The sequence below is a fragment of the Staphylococcus sp. HMSC034G07 genome (assembly GCF_001835975.1).
GTDB classification, from domain to species: domain Bacteria; phylum Bacillota; class Bacilli; order Staphylococcales; family Staphylococcaceae; genus Staphylococcus; species Staphylococcus ureilyticus.
On record NZ_KV826600.1, the window covers coordinates 142,968 to 162,539 of the forward strand.

At 33.8% G+C, this 19,572-nt stretch carries 18 protein-coding genes and 1 pseudogene; 6 read left to right on the top strand and 13 right to left on the bottom strand.

All coding sequences use genetic code 11. The features are described 5' to 3' along the window. Positions 1-58: 58 nt before the first annotated feature. From HMPREF2586_RS05140 to HMPREF2586_RS05150, 3 genes are read left to right on the top strand one after another with little or no spacing between them, the layout of a single operon-like run. Complete coding sequence (locus tag HMPREF2586_RS05140; RefSeq protein ID WP_052722064.1) at positions 59-499, top strand: LytTR family DNA-binding domain-containing protein; 441 nt, start codon at positions 59-61, stop codon at positions 497-499. Next, positions 496-966, top strand: coding sequence for a DUF3021 domain-containing protein (locus HMPREF2586_RS05145; RefSeq protein WP_046207138.1), 471 nt, complete (start codon positions 496-498; stop codon positions 964-966). Before HMPREF2586_RS05140 ends, HMPREF2586_RS05145 begins: the two co-directional genes overlap by 4 nt. Further along, positions 959-1,417, top strand: a complete 459-nt coding sequence (locus HMPREF2586_RS05150) for a DUF4188 domain-containing protein (RefSeq protein WP_070657235.1) — start codon at positions 959-961, stop codon at positions 1,415-1,417. Before HMPREF2586_RS05145 ends, HMPREF2586_RS05150 begins: the two co-directional genes overlap by 8 nt. A 204-nt stretch (positions 1,418-1,621) precedes the next feature. Here the strand turns inward: HMPREF2586_RS05150 and HMPREF2586_RS05155 are convergent, their stop codons facing one another. From HMPREF2586_RS05155 to HMPREF2586_RS05200, 10 genes and pseudogenes are all read right to left on the bottom strand, one after another. Continuing rightward, positions 1,622-2,806 (bottom strand): thiolase family protein, encoded by a 1,185-nt coding sequence (locus HMPREF2586_RS05155; protein WP_070812657.1) that lies wholly within the window; start codon positions 2,804-2,806, stop codon positions 1,622-1,624. A 34-nt stretch (positions 2,807-2,840) separates the two neighbouring features. Beyond that, entirely contained in the window at positions 2,841-5,096 is a 2,256-nt protein-coding gene (locus HMPREF2586_RS05160; RefSeq protein WP_070657232.1) for a 3-hydroxyacyl-CoA dehydrogenase/crotonase FadB, read from the bottom strand. 44 nt (positions 5,097-5,140) lie between these two features. Beyond that, positions 5,141-6,349, bottom strand: coding sequence for an acyl-CoA dehydrogenase FadE (locus HMPREF2586_RS05165; protein ID WP_046207142.1), 1,209 nt, complete (start codon positions 6,347-6,349; stop codon positions 5,141-5,143). A 72-nt stretch (positions 6,350-6,421) separates the two neighbouring features. Then, positions 6,422-7,948, bottom strand: a complete 1,527-nt coding sequence (locus HMPREF2586_RS05170; RefSeq protein ID WP_064209693.1) for a long-chain-fatty-acid--CoA ligase FadD — start codon at positions 7,946-7,948, stop codon at positions 6,422-6,424. Positions 7,949-7,966: 18 nt separating this feature from the next. Beyond that, positions 7,967-9,540: pseudogene (locus tag HMPREF2586_RS05175) on the bottom strand (malonate decarboxylase subunit alpha). 399 nt (positions 9,541-9,939) lie between these two features. Beyond that, positions 9,940-10,287, bottom strand: coding sequence for a MerR family transcriptional regulator (locus tag HMPREF2586_RS05180; RefSeq protein WP_070657226.1), 348 nt, complete (start codon positions 10,285-10,287; stop codon positions 9,940-9,942). Between the two features lie 45 nt (positions 10,288-10,332). After that, positions 10,333-10,653: a hypothetical protein gene (locus HMPREF2586_RS05185; protein ID WP_046207146.1), complete on the bottom strand. Its 321-nt coding sequence runs from the start codon at positions 10,651-10,653 to the stop codon at positions 10,333-10,335. Between the two features lie 33 nt (positions 10,654-10,686). Further along, positions 10,687-11,445, bottom strand: coding sequence for an SDR family oxidoreductase (locus HMPREF2586_RS05190; protein ID WP_070038498.1), 759 nt, complete (start codon positions 11,443-11,445; stop codon positions 10,687-10,689). A 194-nt stretch (positions 11,446-11,639) separates the two neighbouring features. Continuing rightward, entirely contained in the window at positions 11,640-12,020 is a 381-nt protein-coding gene (locus HMPREF2586_RS05195; protein ID WP_070657223.1) for a DUF3021 domain-containing protein, read from the bottom strand. Between the two features lie 20 nt (positions 12,021-12,040). Beyond that, positions 12,041-12,499: a LytTR family DNA-binding domain-containing protein gene (locus HMPREF2586_RS05200; RefSeq protein ID WP_070657220.1), complete on the bottom strand. Its 459-nt coding sequence runs from the start codon at positions 12,497-12,499 to the stop codon at positions 12,041-12,043. Positions 12,500-13,098: 599 nt separating this feature from the next. On the opposite strand from HMPREF2586_RS05200, the gene HMPREF2586_RS05205 reads away from it, so the two are divergent. Continuing rightward, positions 13,099-14,004: a PhzF family phenazine biosynthesis isomerase gene (locus HMPREF2586_RS05205; RefSeq protein ID WP_070657217.1), complete on the top strand. Its 906-nt coding sequence runs from the start codon at positions 13,099-13,101 to the stop codon at positions 14,002-14,004. 267 nt (positions 14,005-14,271) lie between these two features. On the opposite strand, the gene HMPREF2586_RS05210 is transcribed toward HMPREF2586_RS05205, so the two are convergent. The 3 genes from HMPREF2586_RS05210 to HMPREF2586_RS05220 form a co-directional block, all read right to left on the bottom strand. Then, the gene (locus tag HMPREF2586_RS05210; RefSeq protein WP_371090914.1) at positions 14,272-15,648 is read right to left on the bottom strand and encodes an MFS transporter; all 1,377 of its coding nucleotides are present in this window, start codon (positions 15,646-15,648) and stop codon (positions 14,272-14,274) included. Between the two features lie 121 nt (positions 15,649-15,769). Then, a complete protein-coding gene (locus HMPREF2586_RS05215; RefSeq protein WP_070657214.1) occupies positions 15,770-16,570 on the bottom strand; it encodes a Cof-type HAD-IIB family hydrolase in 801 nt (266 codons plus the stop codon). Positions 16,571-16,651: 81 nt separating this feature from the next. Further along, positions 16,652-17,539, bottom strand: a complete 888-nt coding sequence (locus HMPREF2586_RS05220; protein ID WP_070657211.1) for an AraC family transcriptional regulator — start codon at positions 17,537-17,539, stop codon at positions 16,652-16,654. 105 nt (positions 17,540-17,644) lie between these two features. Here HMPREF2586_RS05220 and HMPREF2586_RS05225 point away from each other — a divergent pair, with 105 nt between their 5' ends. Both HMPREF2586_RS05225 and HMPREF2586_RS05230 read left to right on the top strand, forming a co-directional pair. Next, entirely contained in the window at positions 17,645-18,562 is a 918-nt protein-coding gene (locus HMPREF2586_RS05225; protein ID WP_070657208.1) for a DMT family transporter, read from the top strand. Positions 18,563-18,748: 186 nt separating this feature from the next. Beyond that, entirely contained in the window at positions 18,749-19,420 is a 672-nt protein-coding gene (locus tag HMPREF2586_RS05230; RefSeq protein ID WP_070657205.1) for an LPXTG cell wall anchor domain-containing protein, read from the top strand. Positions 19,421-19,572: the final 152 nt, after the last annotated feature.

A 19,572-nucleotide genomic window follows, 5' to 3' on the forward strand; every position in this document is an offset into this window, starting at 1 on the left:
TATGGTAATCAAATCATTTATTTGTTTTACTTATCAATAAGAAGGAGGCGAACTGAGCATGGATGTGAAGGTAATATATAATCAGCATTTAGACAACAATCAAGTAATCATTGAAGTCAATGAACACACTGAGCACGTGAATGACATTGTAAACTATATTAACAAATTAGCCAAAACGAAGTTATTTCCTGGAAAATATAAAGGGGAAACACACTTTATAAAACAAGAAGATATTATTTCCTTTCGCATAGAAAATAAAATTCTTACTATGATTACCGCAGACAAACAATTTACAATGAATCAGCGACTATACGAAATCAAATCTCAAATCAACACCTATTTTCTACAAATCTCTAAATCTGAAATAATAAATATTAATTATATTGATTATTTGAAACTCAATAAAAATGGCACAATTGAAATTCGTTTTACTAATAATGATTTCACTTATTCATCAAGAAGGTATTTACCATTAATCAAGGAGGCTTTAAAATTATGAAACGCTTATTACACGGCGCAATCACAGGTATTGCTATTGGAGTTATCATTTCTTTATTTTTTTCAGTTGTTTTTTCACATACTTCATTTCATCCAGTCTCCCCTGTCTCAACAATGGGTCATTTATACTTTCAATATTTAAGCGAATTACAAACAATGTTTATCGCAGTTATCATCTGGGCATTAATTGGTATTACATTTAGTTTTGGAGCACTCATATTTTCAAGTTCTAGAAAGTCATTATTATTTAAAACATCTGTGCACTTCACCCTAATGTTCGTTATCATGCTCCCTTTAGCAATACTAGCGGGATGGTTTCCACTTAAAGTTTCAGCTTTAGTATCTTTTATCATTATCTATACAATTGTCTATTTTATCATTTGGTCAATAGAAGCGAAACGTAATCAAAACGATATCAATGAAATTAACGCTATGCTTTCAAAAAGAAAGGGTGAAAAACATGAATAAAGGGAGATACACTGTAATACCCAATGCCTCAGTCACAGTTTTTCTAATAGGACTTCGTATAAATAAATGGTATAAAATTCATAAATGGTTACCTGTACTCTTAGCTATGCCACCTATGCTCAGAGAATTATCAAAAGATAAAACGCTGGGATGTTTATCTTTTGAAATGCTATTTAAACATCGTGGTGTGATGATTGTTCAATATTGGGAATCCAATGAAAAATTACTTTCTTATTCAAAAATGCCGGTACATTTAAAAGCATGGCGACGTTTTATGAAAGAACTTAAGCAAAATGATGCTGTAGGTTTTTATCATGAGACTTATAATGTCGATGCGAATCAATATGAAAATATTTATATTAACATGCCCGATTTTGGTCTAGGAAAAGCACGTTATAACGAAAAAGTAACCAAAGCTACACACACAGCAAAGCAACGCTTACGCTCATAAACCTGACCTATCAATGCTCATCCTGCCTTATCACTTTATATGCGATGAACATATACTAAAATAGTTTTCAGCATAGAAAAGCTCCCTTCAAGTTTCATTTTTTAAATGTCACTTTGAAGGGAGCATATGCATTGTCTATACTCATTCCTAACAGAATATAGTTATTTCAGTGTTTTATTACTTTACTAGCTAATTACTAAACTATTATCTTACATATTCAAAAATACCGGCAGCACCCATACCTACACCAATACACATCGTTACCATACCATATTGTGTATCCGGGCGTTTTTTCATTTCTGAAAGTAATCTGCCAACCAACATCGCACCCGTAGCACCCAATGGATGACCTAAGGCAATTGCTCCGCCGTTAACATTCGTCTTTTGAGCATCTAAACCTGTCTCTCTCATTGAAGCGATTGTTTGAGATGCAAATGCTTCATTCAACTCTACTAAATCAATATCATCTACATTCAAGTTTGCCTGTTTTAACACTTCAGGAATTGCATAAGCAGGTCCAATCCCCATCAATTTAGGATCTACACCAACTGCTTTAAAACCTACGAATCTCGCAATTGGTTCTACGCCTAATTCCTTTACCTTTTCACCTGACATTACTACTACAAAGCCTGAACCGTCAGTTAAGGGTGCCGAGGAGCCTGCAGTCACTGTGCCATCCGCCTTAAAAACAGTGGGTAATTTAGATAATGCTTCTTGATTCGTATCTGGTCTAATCAATTCATCATCTTTAAATACTGCCTGCGATACGACCGGACCATTTTCATCATAATCCACTTTATTCACTTCAATCGGAATAATTTCATCTTCAAATTTACCTTCTGCTTGTGCTTTAGCAGCACGGGCATGACTTTGTACTGCATAGGCATCTTGATCTTCTCTAGAAACCTTGTAAGTGTCAGCCACCATTTCTGCAGTTAACCCCATTGGATAAGATACACCAGAATCTTCGTCTTGTAGTATCGGGTTATTAGTTGGCTCATTGCCCCCCATCGGTACCGCACTCATAAGTTCAATACCTCCAGCAACTAGAATGTCTGCTTGGTCCGCTATAATTTGATTTGCTGCATGTGCAATTGTTTGTAAGCCTGAAGAACAATAACGATTGACTGTTTGACCAGGTACTTCATTTGGCATCCCTGCTAATAAGGCGATTGTTCTAGCAATATTTTGTCCTTGCAAGCCTTCTGGAAATGAATTCCCAACAATGACATCTTCAACCATACTAGGTTCAAATGAACCTCCAACTCTTTCTAAAACACCTTTCAATACTTTTGCAGCTACTTCATCAGGTCTTTCATGAGTCATTGCACCATTTTTTGCTTTACCAGTTGCTGAACGTCCATAAGCTACTATATACGCGTCTCGCATTTAGTTTCACCCTTTCCTCTATAATGTTCGATTATTAGTTGCGTAGCGGTTTTCCTTTTTCTAACATGTGAGAAATTCTATCGTATGTTTTTTTATTTTGAAGTAATTCTAAAAATCTTTCTTTTTCAAGTTTTTGTAAATATCTTTGATTTACATAGGTGTTACGTGGAACATCTCCACCACTTAGTACTTCTGCAATCTTCAATGTTATTTCATAATCGTAATCACTAATAAAGTGACCCACACGCTGTGCATCTAATTGACCTTCCGCTAACGCTTTAAAGTCTCGACCTAAAGCGATATATTGAGTTTTTGGAAGTGGTACATAATTCGCTTCAGATTCATAGCGCGCACGTTTCAATGCAATTTCAATACGTCTTTCGGTATTTAAAATAACTGTATCTGTTTCTTTTAAATAGCCATATCTTTTTGCTTCATAAGCGTTTGTAGATACTTTAGCAAAGCCAATTTGCATTAAAATATTGGTAATAGACGCTTGTTTATCATCTTTTTTATGATTTGTACGCATAATACGATCTGTTAGTTCTGCTAGTCCGCCACCTGCTGGCAATAAACCTACACCTGTTTCTACAAGGCCAATGTAAGACTCACTCGCCGCTACAACAATTGGTGAATGTAATACAAGTTCACAACCGCCTCCTAATGCACGTCCTTGAACAGCTGTTACAACAGGTTTCAACGCATGTTTTAGTCTCGCAAATACATGGTGTAATTGTTCGACCGCTTCACCTACTTCAGAAACCACTTTCCCGTCTTCATGTGCTTTCTTCATTTGATATAAATTAGCACCTACACTAAAGTTGTTACCACCTGCGTAAATCACCATGCTCGTGAAGTCTTCATTTTCAAGCTTATCAATAGCTTCTAATAAGTCAGATAAAAAGCTATTTGAAATGACATTATTTTTACTTTGTAATTTTAATAATAATTGATCTTTATTTGCTATAGATAAATTAGAATCGGATCTATCCCACAATTCTGAATCGATATAAGCTGTTACAGGTGTCACGCGTTCAATAGATTCACTTTCAGCATAAAACGGTTCGTTGCGTTGCTCAATCCAATCTGGTAACTGACCTAATTCTTCTTTCATACGAGATTTAACACGTTCATATCCCATTAAATCCCATAATTGGAATGGTCCTAATTTCCAGTTGAATCCCCAAACTAATGCGCGGTCAATATCTTTAAAATCTTCCGCAGCTTTTGGTACATTCAATGCTGAATAATAGAAATTATTTCTCAATGTTTCCCATAAGAATACACCTGCATCATCTTGTGCATTAAAGATAACATCTAAATTTGAGGCAAGGTCTTTACTAAAATGACCTAAAATTTCTAGTTGTGGCTGTTTTGGCTCAACGTAATCATTTTGCTGTTCATCATAAACATAACGTTGTTTATTTACTTTTTTATAAAACCCTTGTTTTGTTTTATTTCCGAGTGCACCATTTTCGGCTAATTTTTCAGAAAGTGTTACATCTTTGAAGAATGGTTGCTCTTCTGGAATTTTTTGCAATCCTTTGATTACAGCCATAGCAATATCTAATCCTACTAAATCAGACAGCCCATATGTGCCCATTTTAGGTCGACCAATACTGCGACCAGTTAATGCATCAACATCAGTAATAGAGAAACCTTGCTGTTCTGCGCGATACATAATATCATTCATTGTTTGTGTGCCAACTCTATTGGCAACAAAACCAGGTACATCATTTGCTACAATTACCCCTTTACCTAATACATCTTCTGCAAAGGTTTGTACCCGTTCAACAACCGCTGAATGTGTTTGTTTATTGGGGATAATTTCCACTAATTTCATGATTCTAGGTGGATTGAAGAAGTGCATACCGAAAAATCTTTCTTTATCACTATCATCAAATACCTCTGCAATTGCTTCAATTGGAATACCTGAAGTATTTGTTGCAAACACTGCATCATTATTCGCTACTTTTTTAACTTGATCCCAAATTTGATGCTTTATGTCCACTTCTTCTTTAACCGCCTCAATATATATATCTGCATCATCATCTTGTAAATCTTCATTGAAATTACCGTATGATAAGTTTGAGGCAAATGATAAATCAAACAGTTGTGGACGTTTAGGATTTGTAATTGCTTCATAAGCCTTTTTCGAGATTTTGTTAGGATCATTTTCATCAATGACAATATCCAATAATTTAACTTTTAAGCCTGCATTTACAAGTAGTGCAGCAATTTGACTACCCATTGTTCCTGCACCTAGCACTGTTGCTTTTCTTATCGTCATACTAAACCCTCCAATTTTTTCATTAACATCTTACACATAAATCTTTATATAAATGCGGAATCTCCTGTAATTGCTCTACCGATAACTAATGCATTGACTTCGTGTGTACCTTCGTATGTGTATATTGCTTCTGCATCTGCAAAGAAACGAGCGATATCATATTCTCCAGCTAATATACCGTTACCACCATGAACACCACGACCCATGGCTACAGTCTCTCTCAATCTTAATGAATTCATCATCTTAGCTGTTGAAGTCGCTACTTCATCATATTCACCGTTAGCTTGCATACGTGCGAGCTGTGCACATGTAGCCATGGCTTGTGCTAAGTTTCCTTGCATCATTGCCAATTTTTCTTGAATAAGTTGGAATTTACTAATTTCTTTACCGAATTGTTTACGTTTTGTTACGTAATCTGTCGTTGCTTTCAATGCGCCAGCCATTGCACCTGTCGCCATATAAGCCACACCTGCACGTGTTGAATATAAAACTTTCGCGATATCTTTAAAGCTATTGATATTTTGTAAACGCTGTTCTTCTTTGACGACAACATTTTTCAAACGAATTTTTGCATTAGGTACGATTCTTAGTGCAATTTTATGTTCTAACAGTTCAATTTCTACGCCTTCTTGACTTGGCTCAATTATAAATCCTTTCGGTTTGCCAGTTTCAACATCTACGGCATAGACTGGCATGACATCTGAAACATTTGCTCCACCAATCCATTTCTTTTCTCCATTAATAATCCATTCATCGCCTTGACGTTTTGCAGTTGTTTCTAACCCTCCTGCGACATCAGAGCCATGTTCTGGTTCTGTCAGCGCAAAACAAGTACGTAATTCATGTGATTGTAACTTGGGTAGATAATAGGCCTGTTGTTCTTTACTACCGCCAAACCAAAATGAATTATGTCCTAATCCTTGATGCACACCTAACAATGTTGCTAAAGATACATCAAATCTTGCAATCGTATATGACATGAAAAACTGGAACATTTGACTCGGTGTACGGGCGCCTTCACGACCTTCAAACAGCAATGGATTATTAAAATAGTTAAGTTTTCCTAACTCGTCAAAATAACCTTCTGGCTCAGTGGCATTTAACCAATGTTCATTCACAGAATCACGATATTTTTCTTCTAACATATCATTCAATTGTTTTAATAATTTCACTTCGCCTTCCGTTAAATCTTTTCCAATACTTAAAATATCTTCTGGGTACAATGCTTTTAGTGTTTCTTCTTTTGTTGGCATAATTAAAACCTCCATTTTTTGATAGCGCTTACATTTATAGTAAAAAAATTTTGTGCTTTTCAGCATTTTATTTTAATTCAAATCGTCAACACCTTTGGCTTCTTGTTGAGCTTTCTCATTCATGTATTTCTGAAGTTCTAATTTGTCTGCTTTTGATGTAGAGTTCAATGGCATGTGTGTCAATTTCAAATATAATCTCGGTATTTTATAACCAGCAATATTTTCACGCATATGCGCATCTAATTTTGCTTCAAAATCCGGATCATCTTCGGTAAGCACAACTGCTGCAGCAACTGATTCACCATATTTAGGACTATCATATCCAACGACAACCCCTTGAGCTACGAGTGGGTGTTCTGCTAATACCGTTTCCACTTCGGAAGGTAGGACATTCTCACCACCAGTAATAATCATTTCTTTACGACGATCAACGATATAGACATCACCATCTTCGTCTACTTTTGCTAAATCGCCTGTTAAGAAATATTCGCCATGAAATGTTTTTGCAGTTTCTTCAGGTTTGTTCCAATAACCAGGTGTTATATTATTACCACGAACGCCAAGTTCACCGATTTCACCAACTTCTACCTCTTCAAAGTTATCATCGAATATGCATATATCCATAAACATGACTGGTTTACCAATACTGCCTGGTTTCTGCGCACCATTTTCCGGTGTATTGACCATTACGAGCGGTGCTTCAGTTAAGCCATAACCGTTAATAATTGAATAGCCTAAACTATTAAATTTCTTTTGCACCATTGGTAAAGGTGATGAACCACCTTGAATTAAGAAATCGATACTTTCAAAGTTTTTTAAGTCGAAATTTTCTGCTACCAACATGGCATAATACATCGTTGGAATCTGAATTAAATAGTTTGGTTTGTACTGAGCCATTAAATCATTTAGCGCTTCGCCATTGAAATAACGCTGTAATATCAGAGTGCCTCCAGCCATTAATAAAGGCAGTGTCAAATCGTTAAATCCTAAGACATGGAACATTGGTGTGGAAATAATTGTTGTATATGTCGAATTAATTTTATAAGTCAGTGCAATATTGATTGGATTATTTACAAAAGAATCGTATGAAAACATAACTCCTTTAGGTAATCCCGTTGTACCGCTTGTATACATTAACGATGCTAAATCGTTTCCTTCCACATTAACAGTATTGAAAGGACGGTGTTGCGAAGGATCTACTATATCATCATATACTTTTGAGTCAATATCCATGTGCAGTAAGTCATCTGCAATACCTTCTAAACTTGAGACATGCTTCTCAGCGTAAAAAATGAGTTTGACATTTGAATCTGCAATCACACTTTTTATTTCCTGTGTTTTCAAACGCCAGTTAATTGGTAAGTATACAGCCCCCAATTTAAATGAAGCGAACATCAAATCTAATAATGCTACGTCATTAGGTGTAAATATACCGACGACATCGCCACGTTTTACACCTTGATCTTGTAAATGATTAGCTAAATTTTCTGCACGAATATTTAAATCTTGATAAGTCCATTCTGTGCCTTTGAATGGGTCAATCACTGCGGCTTTTTCATCATCAAATGTCGCTCTTGTTTTAATCCAGTCGTAGTTCATATTTTTCTCCCCCTTAGTTTAAATACGATAATCCGACTTTATTGCATCAGACAATCCTCCCCACTTATCTTGATAAATATCGCTATTTATTTCTTTCAAATGCGTTGCAATGAGCGGCTTGAATTCCATATTTGCTAGAATATCTCGCTCTAAATCAAGACCAGGAGCTATTTCAATGAGCATTAATCCCTGTTGTGTGAGTTCAAATACAGCCCTTTCGGTGACAAAGTAAATCTCTTGTTCAAGCAAAAACGCATTTTCAACATTGAAATCAATATTATCAATTTCATTGATAAATTTTGGTATGTGACCTTCTTGTTCTACATTAACCTTGCGCTGTTCATAACTTAGTTGACCCCCGACAACTAACGAACCGGAAAAGACAATTGTTTTTACCGTTTGACTTATGTCGATAAACCCACCACAGCCATTCATTTTATTGCCAAATTTTGAGACATTTACATTACCTTTGGAATCTACTTGAGCAAAGCTAGAAAGGCTATATCAACGCCTCCGTTATAAATGAAATCCCAAGTCATATCGTGTCTCATACGTGCACTTAAGTTATAGTTCATACCAAAATATTTTCCGCTACTAATCAAACCACCAAACACGCCTGTATCTATATTGGGCTGTACTAAATTATTAACCCCTTCTTCAGTTAAAACATTGGATAACTCATTATTTATGCCAAAACCAATACTGATGACATCACCTTGAAGTAAAAATTGAGCAGCACGTCTCAAAATTACTTTTCGAGTGTTCAATTCTATATATGGTTCTCGCATCTCTGTAATTTGATAATGTCCTGAAAGTGCCGGATCATAGTACGTTTGAATCACTTGTCTATGATATTTTGGATCACGGTTCACTACAATATAATCTACTAATTTGCCAGGTATAAACACTTCATTTGGATTGAAACGACCACTTTGAATCACTTCTTTCACTTGAACAATGACCTTTCCATTATTTTTATGCGTAGCTGCTGCTAAACTAAAACCTTCTCCTAAGTGTGTCTCATGCTTCATATAAATATTGCCTGCTTCATCAGCATATGTACCTCTTAGTAAAGCTACATCAATTTCTGGAAACTGATATTTCAAATAAGTGTCATCATTGATATTTATTAAAGAAACCAAATCCTCAGTCGTACATGTATTGACTTTTCCACCAGAATAACGTGGATCCACATTTGTATTTAAACCAATTTTAGTAATCGGCCCTGGAAAAGCTTCCGTACTTCCTCGATAATGTGTGGTTATAACACCTTGAGGAAGGAAATAAGCCTCTATTTCATTGTTCTGCATTGCTTGAATCGATGCTGGTGAACCAGTAATAATACTCGTGATTAATCGTTTAACCATACCCCTTGAAACGAATGAATCTAAATCATAACTGTCACCTCTATAGTCACTAATATCATTAGCAAGCATGAACGTTAAATTATTAAGTGATTGATCCTCATCATATTGTTCGACTAACGTTTTAAGTATCTCAGCTGGTAAATTTGCTGTAGATAAGGCTGCCAGAGCTATAACATCACCTTCTTTTACGATGTCTTTCAAATCTGAAAATGGAATAATTTTCATACAGTTTCTCCTATCTATGTTTAATCCAACTAATAAAATATTGAGTGATAAATATCTCCTTTCTTTATGTATGTAAGCCCTTACATGTAATATACCATTATTTTTGAAATTTATGCAAAAATTTTAAATTTTACGATTATAGTGAATTGTGAAAATATCCACAACATCTGCTATGACGGTTTTGGAAGTGTGTGAAGGAAAATATGAAAATCATTGAAAGAGAACTAGGCAAACAAAATGTTTTATTAAAAAAAGGATATATCCGAAGACGATAAAAAATCTGGGACATCATTGCTTTGTCCCAGACGTATTCATTACATTTTCTGTTGTAAGGTACTATAAAAAAGGAAACAGTCATTTGTATTTCACTTGCTGCTACCACTCGCACTGTACTTTTATCTATTCATTCTCCAACAATATAAATTTTTCTTCTAATGTTTGAAGCCCTTGATCTATAATCTTTTTTTGTTCAATTAAATTTTTTTGATGTTCCAAAAATATACTTTTCCGCTTCGTTTTTGTGTCACTGCCTTGATGATATAACTCCGCAATTTCTTTTAATTTTGATATAGGCATATGTGTCTGACGCATGCATTTTATAAATTCAATCCAATATAAGTCTTCTTCTGAAAAATCTCTATAACCATTCTTATTTCTCTGAACAAAAGGAAAGAGCCCTGCTTTATCATAATATCGAATGGTGTGTTCACTGATACCTAAATTATCGGCAACTTGTTTGACTTGCATAATTTACCTCCTAAAAAAGGTGACCTTATAAAGTCACCTTTTTGTCTATTTCATAAGTTGAACTAGCAGTTCTTCATAATCATTGTCAATGATAGCTTCAAATCCAAATGTTGATGTCATATCATGTTTTAATGACGCCACACTGTTATAACCAATGTGTTCAGGATTATCTATACTCAAACCAATGCTTTTAATATCATTATGGAATAAATTATTTTGATGCGATAGCTCAATAATCTCTTCGGCTAATGCTTTAACGTAATTATGACTTGGCACAGATACATTCTTTTCATCTATTACCTTGGCTTCTGTAATAATTTTGATATCTGTTTCTTTCCCTTTAAATATTGCTAAAAAGTAATACATATCAAAATGACCTCCTTATGATTAAAAAGTAAACTAGCGAGTCGTATAACCACCATTTGCAAATAATGTTTGACCGTTGATCCACCATCCATCTAAAGTTAAGAAAGTAATAATCGGCGCGATGTCTTCTATTTTTGTAAGTTGGTTATGAAGCGCTTGGGATTTATGGAATGCTACAGCATCATCGCCTTCTTGTGGATAGAAGAATGGCGTATCCATTGGCCCTGGAGCGACAGCGTTCACTGAAATCCCTCTATCCATAAATTCTGAGGATGCTGCGCGTGTATAATGCTCAACAGGTGCTTTGCCACCAGCATAAGTTGAATAAAAACCGGTGTAAGCAGCAAGCAATGCAGTAGCCAAAGTGATGATTTTACCATGATCATTCATATATTTTTCAGCATATTTAATAAAGAAATAAGCTGACTTTGCGTTGATGTCCGCCATGCTATCGAATTCTTCTTCAGTCGTTTCTGAAATCGGTTTTTTAAGCACTTTTCCTACAGTATTTATTGCAATATCTACTTTTCCAAACGTTGCTTCAGCATGCTGAAATAAAGCTTTGACATTGCTAACCTTGGTCAAATCACCAGAAAATAATGTACCTTCTCCGCCCAGATTTTCAACTTTTGTAAGTGTCGCTTTTGCATCATCTAAAGAATTTTCATCATGGTGATGGATTACTAATTTAGCGCCTTCTTTAGCGTAAGTAGTGCTTAATAAGCCACCGAGGTTCTTAGCACCACCAGCAATAACTACAACTTTGTCCTGTAGACTGTCAAATTTACCCATATTATATAACCTCCTTTGAATATAATTCAATCGTAAACCTTAGAGCGCGATATCAAGCAAGTGATTGCTGAAAAATGCTAATATTTTTAGTGGCGTCTTTGTTTCATGAGAATGTGCTGTATGTGAAGAAAAATGATGATATTACTTTGTTCTGCTGGCTTTTATATCGTTATTTGTTGGCAACCTTCATTTCCTTACTTTTTTAGTTGCGCGTTAACTTTTTTACTGTGTAGTAGATTATTAATAAAAAATATTAACCATAATATTAGAAAAATAATCACAAATATAGTAATTGATGAAACCACTGTGGAAACCTCCATCGGTAACCAATGATTAAGATAAGCTACAACAATAAATGAAATAACGCTACCACTTAAATGAATGAATAATTGCAGTAATAAAGGTATACTTTCTACTACATAAATACTAGATAATAAGCCACAAGTAGCTCCAAAGAAATATATTCCTAATACATCACCAAAACCAATGCTCATGTGATTAGCTGCGAGAAAGATAATCGTGATGGTACTGCTAAATCCGACACCTTGTAACATTTCTTTTAAGGTTCTTTTCATTATAATCCTCTCCTTATATGTTATATGCCTAATGCTTTATTTAAATTTTTGACGTATCTTCGAGATATAGACACTTTCTTGCCATTCGTAAGTGTAGCTATTAGATTACCTGAGAAGGATGGATTAACTTTCTTTATAAAATGAACATTAATAATTGATGATTTAGATATTTTTATAAAGAAAGCGCCGGCCAACTTGTGTTGTAATGTACTTAAAGTCATACGTGTTGTAAGTTCTTTTTCTGTTGTCGTAATTGTGATTTCTTTATCAAATATTTCAGCGAACATGATATCTGATTTACTGATCATGAATATACCTTCTGATGTTTTAATCCCTAGTTTATCTAAATTTGAAAATGTGAAATTATTAATGTGTTCTAATAAACTTTCACCTGTTTTTCTATCAAAAGTATTGATGTTTACTTCTGTTATAGTGCGAACTTCGTCTACTTTCAGATGAACTCGTACGTCACTTTCCATAGTACCGCCCCCCTCTTTTTACTTATACTATATAATTCTCTGCTATTTTGTCAGTACTTTTATCGTAAGTGGTCACCAATATAACGTAACCGGTTGAAAACATAATTATAAAATTCAAACTCTTTTTCTAATTCCATTCATAGTTTCCTTTTTAATAATATCAATAATAGTTATGTCTATTGCGGAACACATAATTTTGTATTCTTACCCATCAAAATGTAATAATCCACTTATAAAACAATAGCTGTGTTTAATTCACAAAAACCCCTCATTACTGAAAATAGTAAGGGGGGGTTGGAATGTGTCTTATTCGACTAATTTTATTCATCATTACGTAGAGGAATCCATACATAAACAACGCGACATAACACCTAATGATTAACTAAAAACTATTTTATATGCGTACAAGCAGTAAAAAAAGGATAAGTCAAAGTTTAATATAAAGGCTAAAAAGCGTCATAACCTCTATATAAAGAGATAATAAAGTTGATAAATCAATTAAAATTCTTTTAAAATAATAGCTACAAGTAAAATTGCTAAACAAACTCATGTAAATTGTTCTACAACTTGTAGAGAATTTAAAAATCAGGAGGAATGAAATGGTTAAATCCGTGCAGGTTTATCATTATGACTCATTCAGTATAGAAGCCAATAAAGGGAACCCTGCTGGCGTTGTATTGGATACAGAAAATTTAACAGATTGGGAAATGCAAGAAATTGCATCAAAAATTGGCTTTAATGAAACTGCATTTCCTGTTAAATCTGATAAGGCAGACCTTAGAATACGTTTCTTCACGCCAGGCCATGAAATGGACCTTTGTGGTCATGCAACAATTGCCACGATTTATGCTTTAAAAGAAAAACAATTACTAAAAAATAAAAACGAAATTACAATTGAAACTAAAGCAGGCATTTTAGCTATCGGAATGAATGTATCTCATAATGACCAAATATATATCACTATGCAACATGCCACACCACAATTTGAGACATTCAATGGCTCTAATAAAGATTTAGCTCATGCACTAAGTATCGAAGAAGAAGATATCGTCGATAATTTACCAGTTTTATATGGAAGTACAGGCGTTTGGACACTTCTGGTTCCAGTGACAAGTCTAGCTGTTTGTAAGAAAATGAAACCCAACAATGACCAATTCCCTTCTATATTAAGCGAAAAGCCTAACGTGTCTATTCATCCATTTTGTTTTGAAACATATTATCCAGATGCTAATATGCATGCACGTCATTTTTCTTCACCTTTCTCTGGAACAACAGAGGATCCAGTTACTGGAACCGCTTCTGGAATTATGGGAGCTTACTTTGTTAAATACATACATAACAATTCAGACCATCCACTCAATCTTATCGTTGAACAAGGCCAAGAAATTGGTAAAAATGGTAAGGTGAAGGTTAGCGTTACTTTTAAAAACAATGAATGGGAAATAAAAATAACTGGAACAGCCGTTAGCGTTAAAACATTTATTGTTCATTTAACTGATTCTTAATTGAAATCAACTTAATAAATATATGTAATTGACTTAGTGATAGCTATAAAGTTCGCATTATAAATAATGTAAAATAAGCATCAACAACTGTAACTAATCGTTTAAGTAGTTAATAAGTTTAAACCGTTCGCTTATTAAACATGTATATCAAATTCATAATAACGGCAATATAAAAGGACCAATCCATGATTATCTTACGGATTAGTCCTTATTTTAAATAAGAGATTTATAGCGCGGTATCATTTATTAATGAATTTCAATATATGCTTAAGCTTTTATATTTTTAGGAATGATGATTTGAGTCAAAATCACACCTATAATCATAATCAATAAACCTGTTAAAAATGAAGTCGTCGCAGCTACACTAGCACTATGGTTGACTTGCACTGCTGCAAAAATAGTTGTGTTAAGCGCAATGCCTAGTGCACCACCTAGTGTCGCACACATTTTGTAGATACCTGAAGCTAAACCAACTTTTTCATCAGGAATTGTTAAAATTGCAACTGTAATTCCTGGTGTAGCACATAAGCCATTTCCTATAGCACAAATGACAAATCCAAACACGACAATGCCTACATACCAATCTGTTGGTAATACAGTTAAACTGATAAACATAATTCCTATTGCTGGAAATAGTGGTCCTACCAATAACAGTGGCTTGCCTCCAAAGCGTAAGGATAATTTTTCTCCTAAACGGATCATCACAACTGCCATAATGACATAAGGAACAGTCACAAGTCCTGCTTGAAAGGCATTTAATCCTAATTCTGTCTGCGCATACATATTAAATACTGTCGTCGTACCTATGCCAGAATTGAGTACAACATTGATCATTGAAGAACCAACAAAACCACGATTTCGGAATAATGAAAAATCAATGAACGGTGCATGTTTTTGCCTTTCAAAGAATATAAAAATAACTGTAGAAATTATAAAAATCACAAAACATGTAATTGAAAAGGTACTGAACCAACCTTGTTCAAACCCTTGTGTGGCAAACAATGTAATACTTCCTATTAAAACTGCAAATAAAAACATCCCAATATAGTCAAATGGTCTTGTGTCAATTTTTTCTTTTTCTACTTCTTCTGTTCCCCACAATAACCAAAATGCAATAATTGAAATAATGATAGAGATGATAAAGTTAGATTGCCAATTGACATATGTCGCTATCAATCCCCCAACCATCGATGCTAAACCGATACCACCAACGCTACCGATCATCAAGTAGCTAAATGCTCTACGCATTTCTTTACCTTTAAATTGCTCATTAATCACGCCTACGGTAGAAGGAAGTAAAATAGCCGCCGAAAGTCCTTGCAACATACGTCCTACCAATAAGAACGCTGTCACACTAGACACAATAATAAGTAATGAGCCTAAAATACTAAAAATGATACCAATATAAGTCATTTTTAGTTTTCCAATTTTATCAGAAACGTCACCTGCACCGACCATAAAAATACCAGTAGCAAATGATGCTAAACTGACAGATAAGTTAACAACACCTGGTGTTGTTTGATAGGTATGTTGAACCTGTGTAGATATATTAATAAACGATTGAGCAAAAAGCCAATACGTTAACACACTTAACACAATAGCTAAAATCAATTTGTTGTTTGATTGTTGCTTTGTACTCACGATGCATGAACCTCCTCATCTAAATATTGCATATAAAAATACGCACTAGATAGATATTATCATACAAAGTACAATTTATTTTATGAATTCTTACTATTTTTCCAATTCATATAAAAATCTACTTTTATTTAAATCCTAAAAGTAAGTTTAAAGTTTGTACAACGCCATCTTCATTATTATTAATTGCAATTAAATTTGCCTCTTTTTTTAATTCAGGATAAGCATTATCCATAGCGACTTTATATTTCGCCGCTTTAAATAAATCTAAATCATTATACCCATCACCAAATGCAATAGTTTCTGAAGGTGTAATTTGAAGTAAATTCTGAATTCGATTAATTGTAGTTCCTTTATTCACGCCCAAGTCTGCAATGTCAATCCATGATTCATCTGAAGCTACGATATAAACATCTTTTTCAAAATGTTTTAGACGGTCGGCAGTCTCTTTACAGTGAGCACTTGCGTCATGAACAGTAATTTTCAATAAATCATCTTCAATATCGTTATAATCTTTAATATAGTGCACATGTTGATAAGAACCATGCACGTGCCTTTTCTCTGATTCAGAAATATTGTCTAACACGTATGCACCGTTTTTCGAACAAGCCAAAATGGTTTGTGTATCATCAATTGCTCTTATCGTATCAATAATTTCTTTTGCTTTTTTATTTTCTATCACTGCATTGTAAATAAAATCCCCATTGTATTTAATTCGTGTTGCACTGTCGCCTACAATAAATGTATTCGTTGCGAGATCACCTACAATCGTTTCTACACGCTCACATTGCTTACCAGTACAAAAGACAAAGCGAATATCTTGATTTGCACAATTTTCTTTTAACAATTGAAAAGTCCCGTAATTAAATTGGCTATCATCAGTTAAAAATGTGCCATCCATGTCCACGACAATCAGTTTAATATTCATAAAAACGACCCCTTTATTTGGCATTTAACTTATTGTATCTACTTATCATTATAATTAGCAATTTTTCTAATCCGTATTGAGTCATGACGTCGCAGTTATTTGCTTTTTCTGAAATTGTTTTGGGGTGAGCTTGTATTTTTCTTTAAAAACTTTAATAAAATAACTCGTTGTTGAAAAACCACATGCCATTGCAATATCAGTAATCGTATATGATTGTTTACTACGCAACATTCTTACGCTGTGTTCTAATCGTAAATTCACCAAGTATTGCATAGGGGTCTGATTTACATAAAATTTGAAACATCTAACCGTTTCAGATTTACTCATATGAATCTCATCACTTAACATTTGTAATGAAATTTTCTTGTGAAAATGATTTTGCAAATACGTTATCAGTCTTTTAATACGATAATCAAAGTAGTAACGCTTTTGTTCATTTACTACTGCAAAATGCAGTAATAACCATTTTATTGCTTTATAATATTTGGCAGTAATATCTAGTTCAAAGTATGAGTTTTGTTTTTCATAAATTTGACCAGCTGAGTTAATAATCTCTAAGAGTTCTCTTTGTTGTTTGTCATCTTGGGATAAGTATATATAGGGGACATAATGTGCTTTATTTATAATTTCTGATACATAATTAAATTCTAAATAATTGATCGTTTCTGGTATCTCAATATTCCAACAATAATACTCTGTTTGTGAAAATTCACTTGTTAACTCATGCACAACATTTGAATTGATAAAAAGCCCGTCTCCTTTTTTAATATTAAATGTGTCGTCACCAATTGAAACATCGAGTGTTCCATTAACCACATACATGAATTGTAATGCGTGGTGCCAATGTATAGGAATATAGCCAAAAATCGTGCGATTTAAATGTGTATGTAAAATAATATGTTTCCATTGTTTATCAGGAAATTGTATTAATTCTTCTCTTGTATTTTCTACGATAATTTCTTGATACATAAATGAGACACCTCAATATTTTGCTATTTTAAGCTTATTTTTATATATTATATCGCTTATTTTATCGCTATAGTATAAATATATTAATATTTCACAGGTGATGATATGGTAAATAAAACAAAATTTAGAATCATAGGTATTTTATTAGCTATTGTAGGGGCTTCATTTTGGGGGCTCGGTGGTACGGTATCAGATTTTCTTTTTCAACAAAGGGACATTGATGTCAATTGGTATGTAACTGCGAGGTTATTAATCAGTGGCTTCGTCTTATTAATGATTTACAAAATAATAAATAGAAAATCTTCATTATTCGATATATTTAAAAATAAGCATAGCTTATTTCAACTTATCATTTTCTCAATTCTTGGTATGTTACTCGTTCAATATGCTTACATGGCGTCTATCAATTTTGGTAATGCCGCAGTCGCTACTTTACTGCAATACATAGCCCCAGTATATATCATTATTTGGTATGTGATTAGACGTAAAGAACGCTTTAAACCTTTTGATTTGGTTGCAATTATCCTCACATTATCAGGTACATTTTTACTACTAACCAACGGATCTTTTAGTAAGCTTGTGGTATCTACACCAAGCGTAATTTGGGGGATTATATCAGGCTTAGCACTTGCTTTCTATACACTTTACGCAACACAATTATTAACTCGGTTTCCATCTATTTTAGTTGTCGGCTGGGCCATGTTAATTTCAGGCATTGTCATGAATTTCAAAGCACCTATATGGCAGTTTGACTGGTCTCATTTAACAGGATCGACTGCACTTTATTTAACTTTTGGTATTATTGCTGGAACCGCTATAGCATTCTTTTTCTTTATTGAAAGTTTAAATTACTTATCGGCAAAAGAAACAACGCTTTTCGGCACAATTGAACCTGTTATGGCCATATTAGCAAGTGCCTTTTGGCTTAATGTTACGTTTCGTAGTTTTCAATTAATTGGCATTCTACTGATTATCGTACTCATTTTGGCTTTATCATTAAAAAAACAACATAACATAGAATAATTTCTATAAAGCAAAAATTTAATATGTACTTGTAACACTATTGATCTTAGTAATAAAAAGGTTACTGCTAGCAAAGATAAAAAATTCTATAGCAAACATTATTAATTTACTTTTAAAATGTTTTGAACAATAATGATGAGGGGGTTATATTTATGATATTAATATAATAGTAAAGGGGGATAATTAATGAAAAAATCAAACATTTTACTTACGTCATTATTAGCAAGTTCAATAGCAGTGACGGGAATCCACGGCACAGCTAATGCTGAGGAAAATGGTGCTAAAACTGTTACAGGGGAAACGCTGCCAAATAGTACTGACCCAGACGGTGATGGATGGGCAAACATGGACTTTGATATCTCTGCTCTACCACAAAGATATCAAGATGAAATAACACAACTTACTCAGCAAAAAGATTCTGGCGAGTTATCTCAAGTCAATTATAATGAAAAAGTTGCAAGTATCTTTGAACAAGCAAAAGAAGAACAACAAGCACATCAAACTACGCAAGGTAATAGACCATATGGTGGTGTAAAACCTGATGGTATGTCTCACGAAGACTATCAACAATTAGAAAATAACGTACCAAAACGAACAGAAGTTTCACCAGAAGCATACGAACAAGCTATAGAAAATGAAACACAAAAAATTGCCAATAAAAATAATCAATCAATTAATACACCACAAGGAGTCGTTACACCAAACGCTCAAGATAACCAAATGGAACAACAAAATTTACCAGATACTGGACAACAGAATAATGCTGAAATTTTAAGTATTAGTGCTGGTTTATTAGCATTAACTGCTGGACTTAGTCTACTAATGTTTAAAAATCGTTTTGTTAATAAATCTAAATAATGATATACATATCACTACTCAATTCTATTGAGTAGTGATATTTTATATTTTAAAACTTAATTAAAACGCATTTTCATATCAATTCCTACCAATTAAACCCATATTATATTACATTTTAGTCTGAGATTTTAACATGTTTCCTACTTTTCACT

Bases quoted from the DNA above. Each gene is read 5' to 3' on its own strand.
- HMPREF2586_RS05140 (WP_052722064.1), top strand. From the start codon at position 59: ATGGATGTGAAGGTAATATATAATCAGCATTTAGACAACAATCAAGTA.
- HMPREF2586_RS05145 (WP_046207138.1), top strand. From the start codon at position 496: ATGAAACGCTTATTACACGGCGCAATCACAGGTATTGCTATTGGAGTT.
- HMPREF2586_RS05150 (WP_070657235.1), top strand. From the start codon at position 959: ATGAATAAAGGGAGATACACTGTAATACCCAATGCCTCAGTCACAGTT.
- HMPREF2586_RS05155 (WP_070812657.1), bottom strand. From the start codon at position 2,806: ATGCGAGACGCGTATATAGTAGCTTATGGACGTTCAGCAACTGGTAAA.
- HMPREF2586_RS05160 (WP_070657232.1), bottom strand. From the start codon at position 5,096: ATGACGATAAGAAAAGCAACAGTGCTAGGTGCAGGAACAATGGGTAGT.
- HMPREF2586_RS05165 (WP_046207142.1), bottom strand. From the start codon at position 6,349: ATGCCAACAAAAGAAGAAACACTAAAAGCATTGTACCCAGAAGATATT.
- HMPREF2586_RS05170 (WP_064209693.1), bottom strand. From the start codon at position 7,948: ATGAACTACGACTGGATTAAAACAAGAGCGACATTTGATGATGAAAAA.
- HMPREF2586_RS05180 (WP_070657226.1), bottom strand. From the start codon at position 10,287: ATGCAAGTCAAACAAGTTGCCGATAATTTAGGTATCAGTGAACACACC.
- HMPREF2586_RS05185 (WP_046207146.1), bottom strand. From the start codon at position 10,653: ATGTATTACTTTTTAGCAATATTTAAAGGGAAAGAAACAGATATCAAA.
- HMPREF2586_RS05190 (WP_070038498.1), bottom strand. From the start codon at position 11,445: ATGGGTAAATTTGACAGTCTACAGGACAAAGTTGTAGTTATTGCTGGT.
- HMPREF2586_RS05195 (WP_070657223.1), bottom strand. From the start codon at position 12,020: ATGAAAAGAACCTTAAAAGAAATGTTACAAGGTGTCGGATTTAGCAGT.
- HMPREF2586_RS05200 (WP_070657220.1), bottom strand. From the start codon at position 12,499: ATGGAAAGTGACGTACGAGTTCATCTGAAAGTAGACGAAGTTCGCACT.
- HMPREF2586_RS05205 (WP_070657217.1), top strand. From the start codon at position 13,099: ATGGTTAAATCCGTGCAGGTTTATCATTATGACTCATTCAGTATAGAA.
- HMPREF2586_RS05215 (WP_070657214.1), bottom strand. From the start codon at position 16,570: ATGAATATTAAACTGATTGTCGTGGACATGGATGGCACATTTTTAACT.
- HMPREF2586_RS05220 (WP_070657211.1), bottom strand. From the start codon at position 17,539: ATGTATCAAGAAATTATCGTAGAAAATACAAGAGAAGAATTAATACAA.
- HMPREF2586_RS05225 (WP_070657208.1), top strand. From the start codon at position 17,645: ATGGTAAATAAAACAAAATTTAGAATCATAGGTATTTTATTAGCTATT.
- HMPREF2586_RS05230 (WP_070657205.1), top strand. From the start codon at position 18,749: ATGAAAAAATCAAACATTTTACTTACGTCATTATTAGCAAGTTCAATA.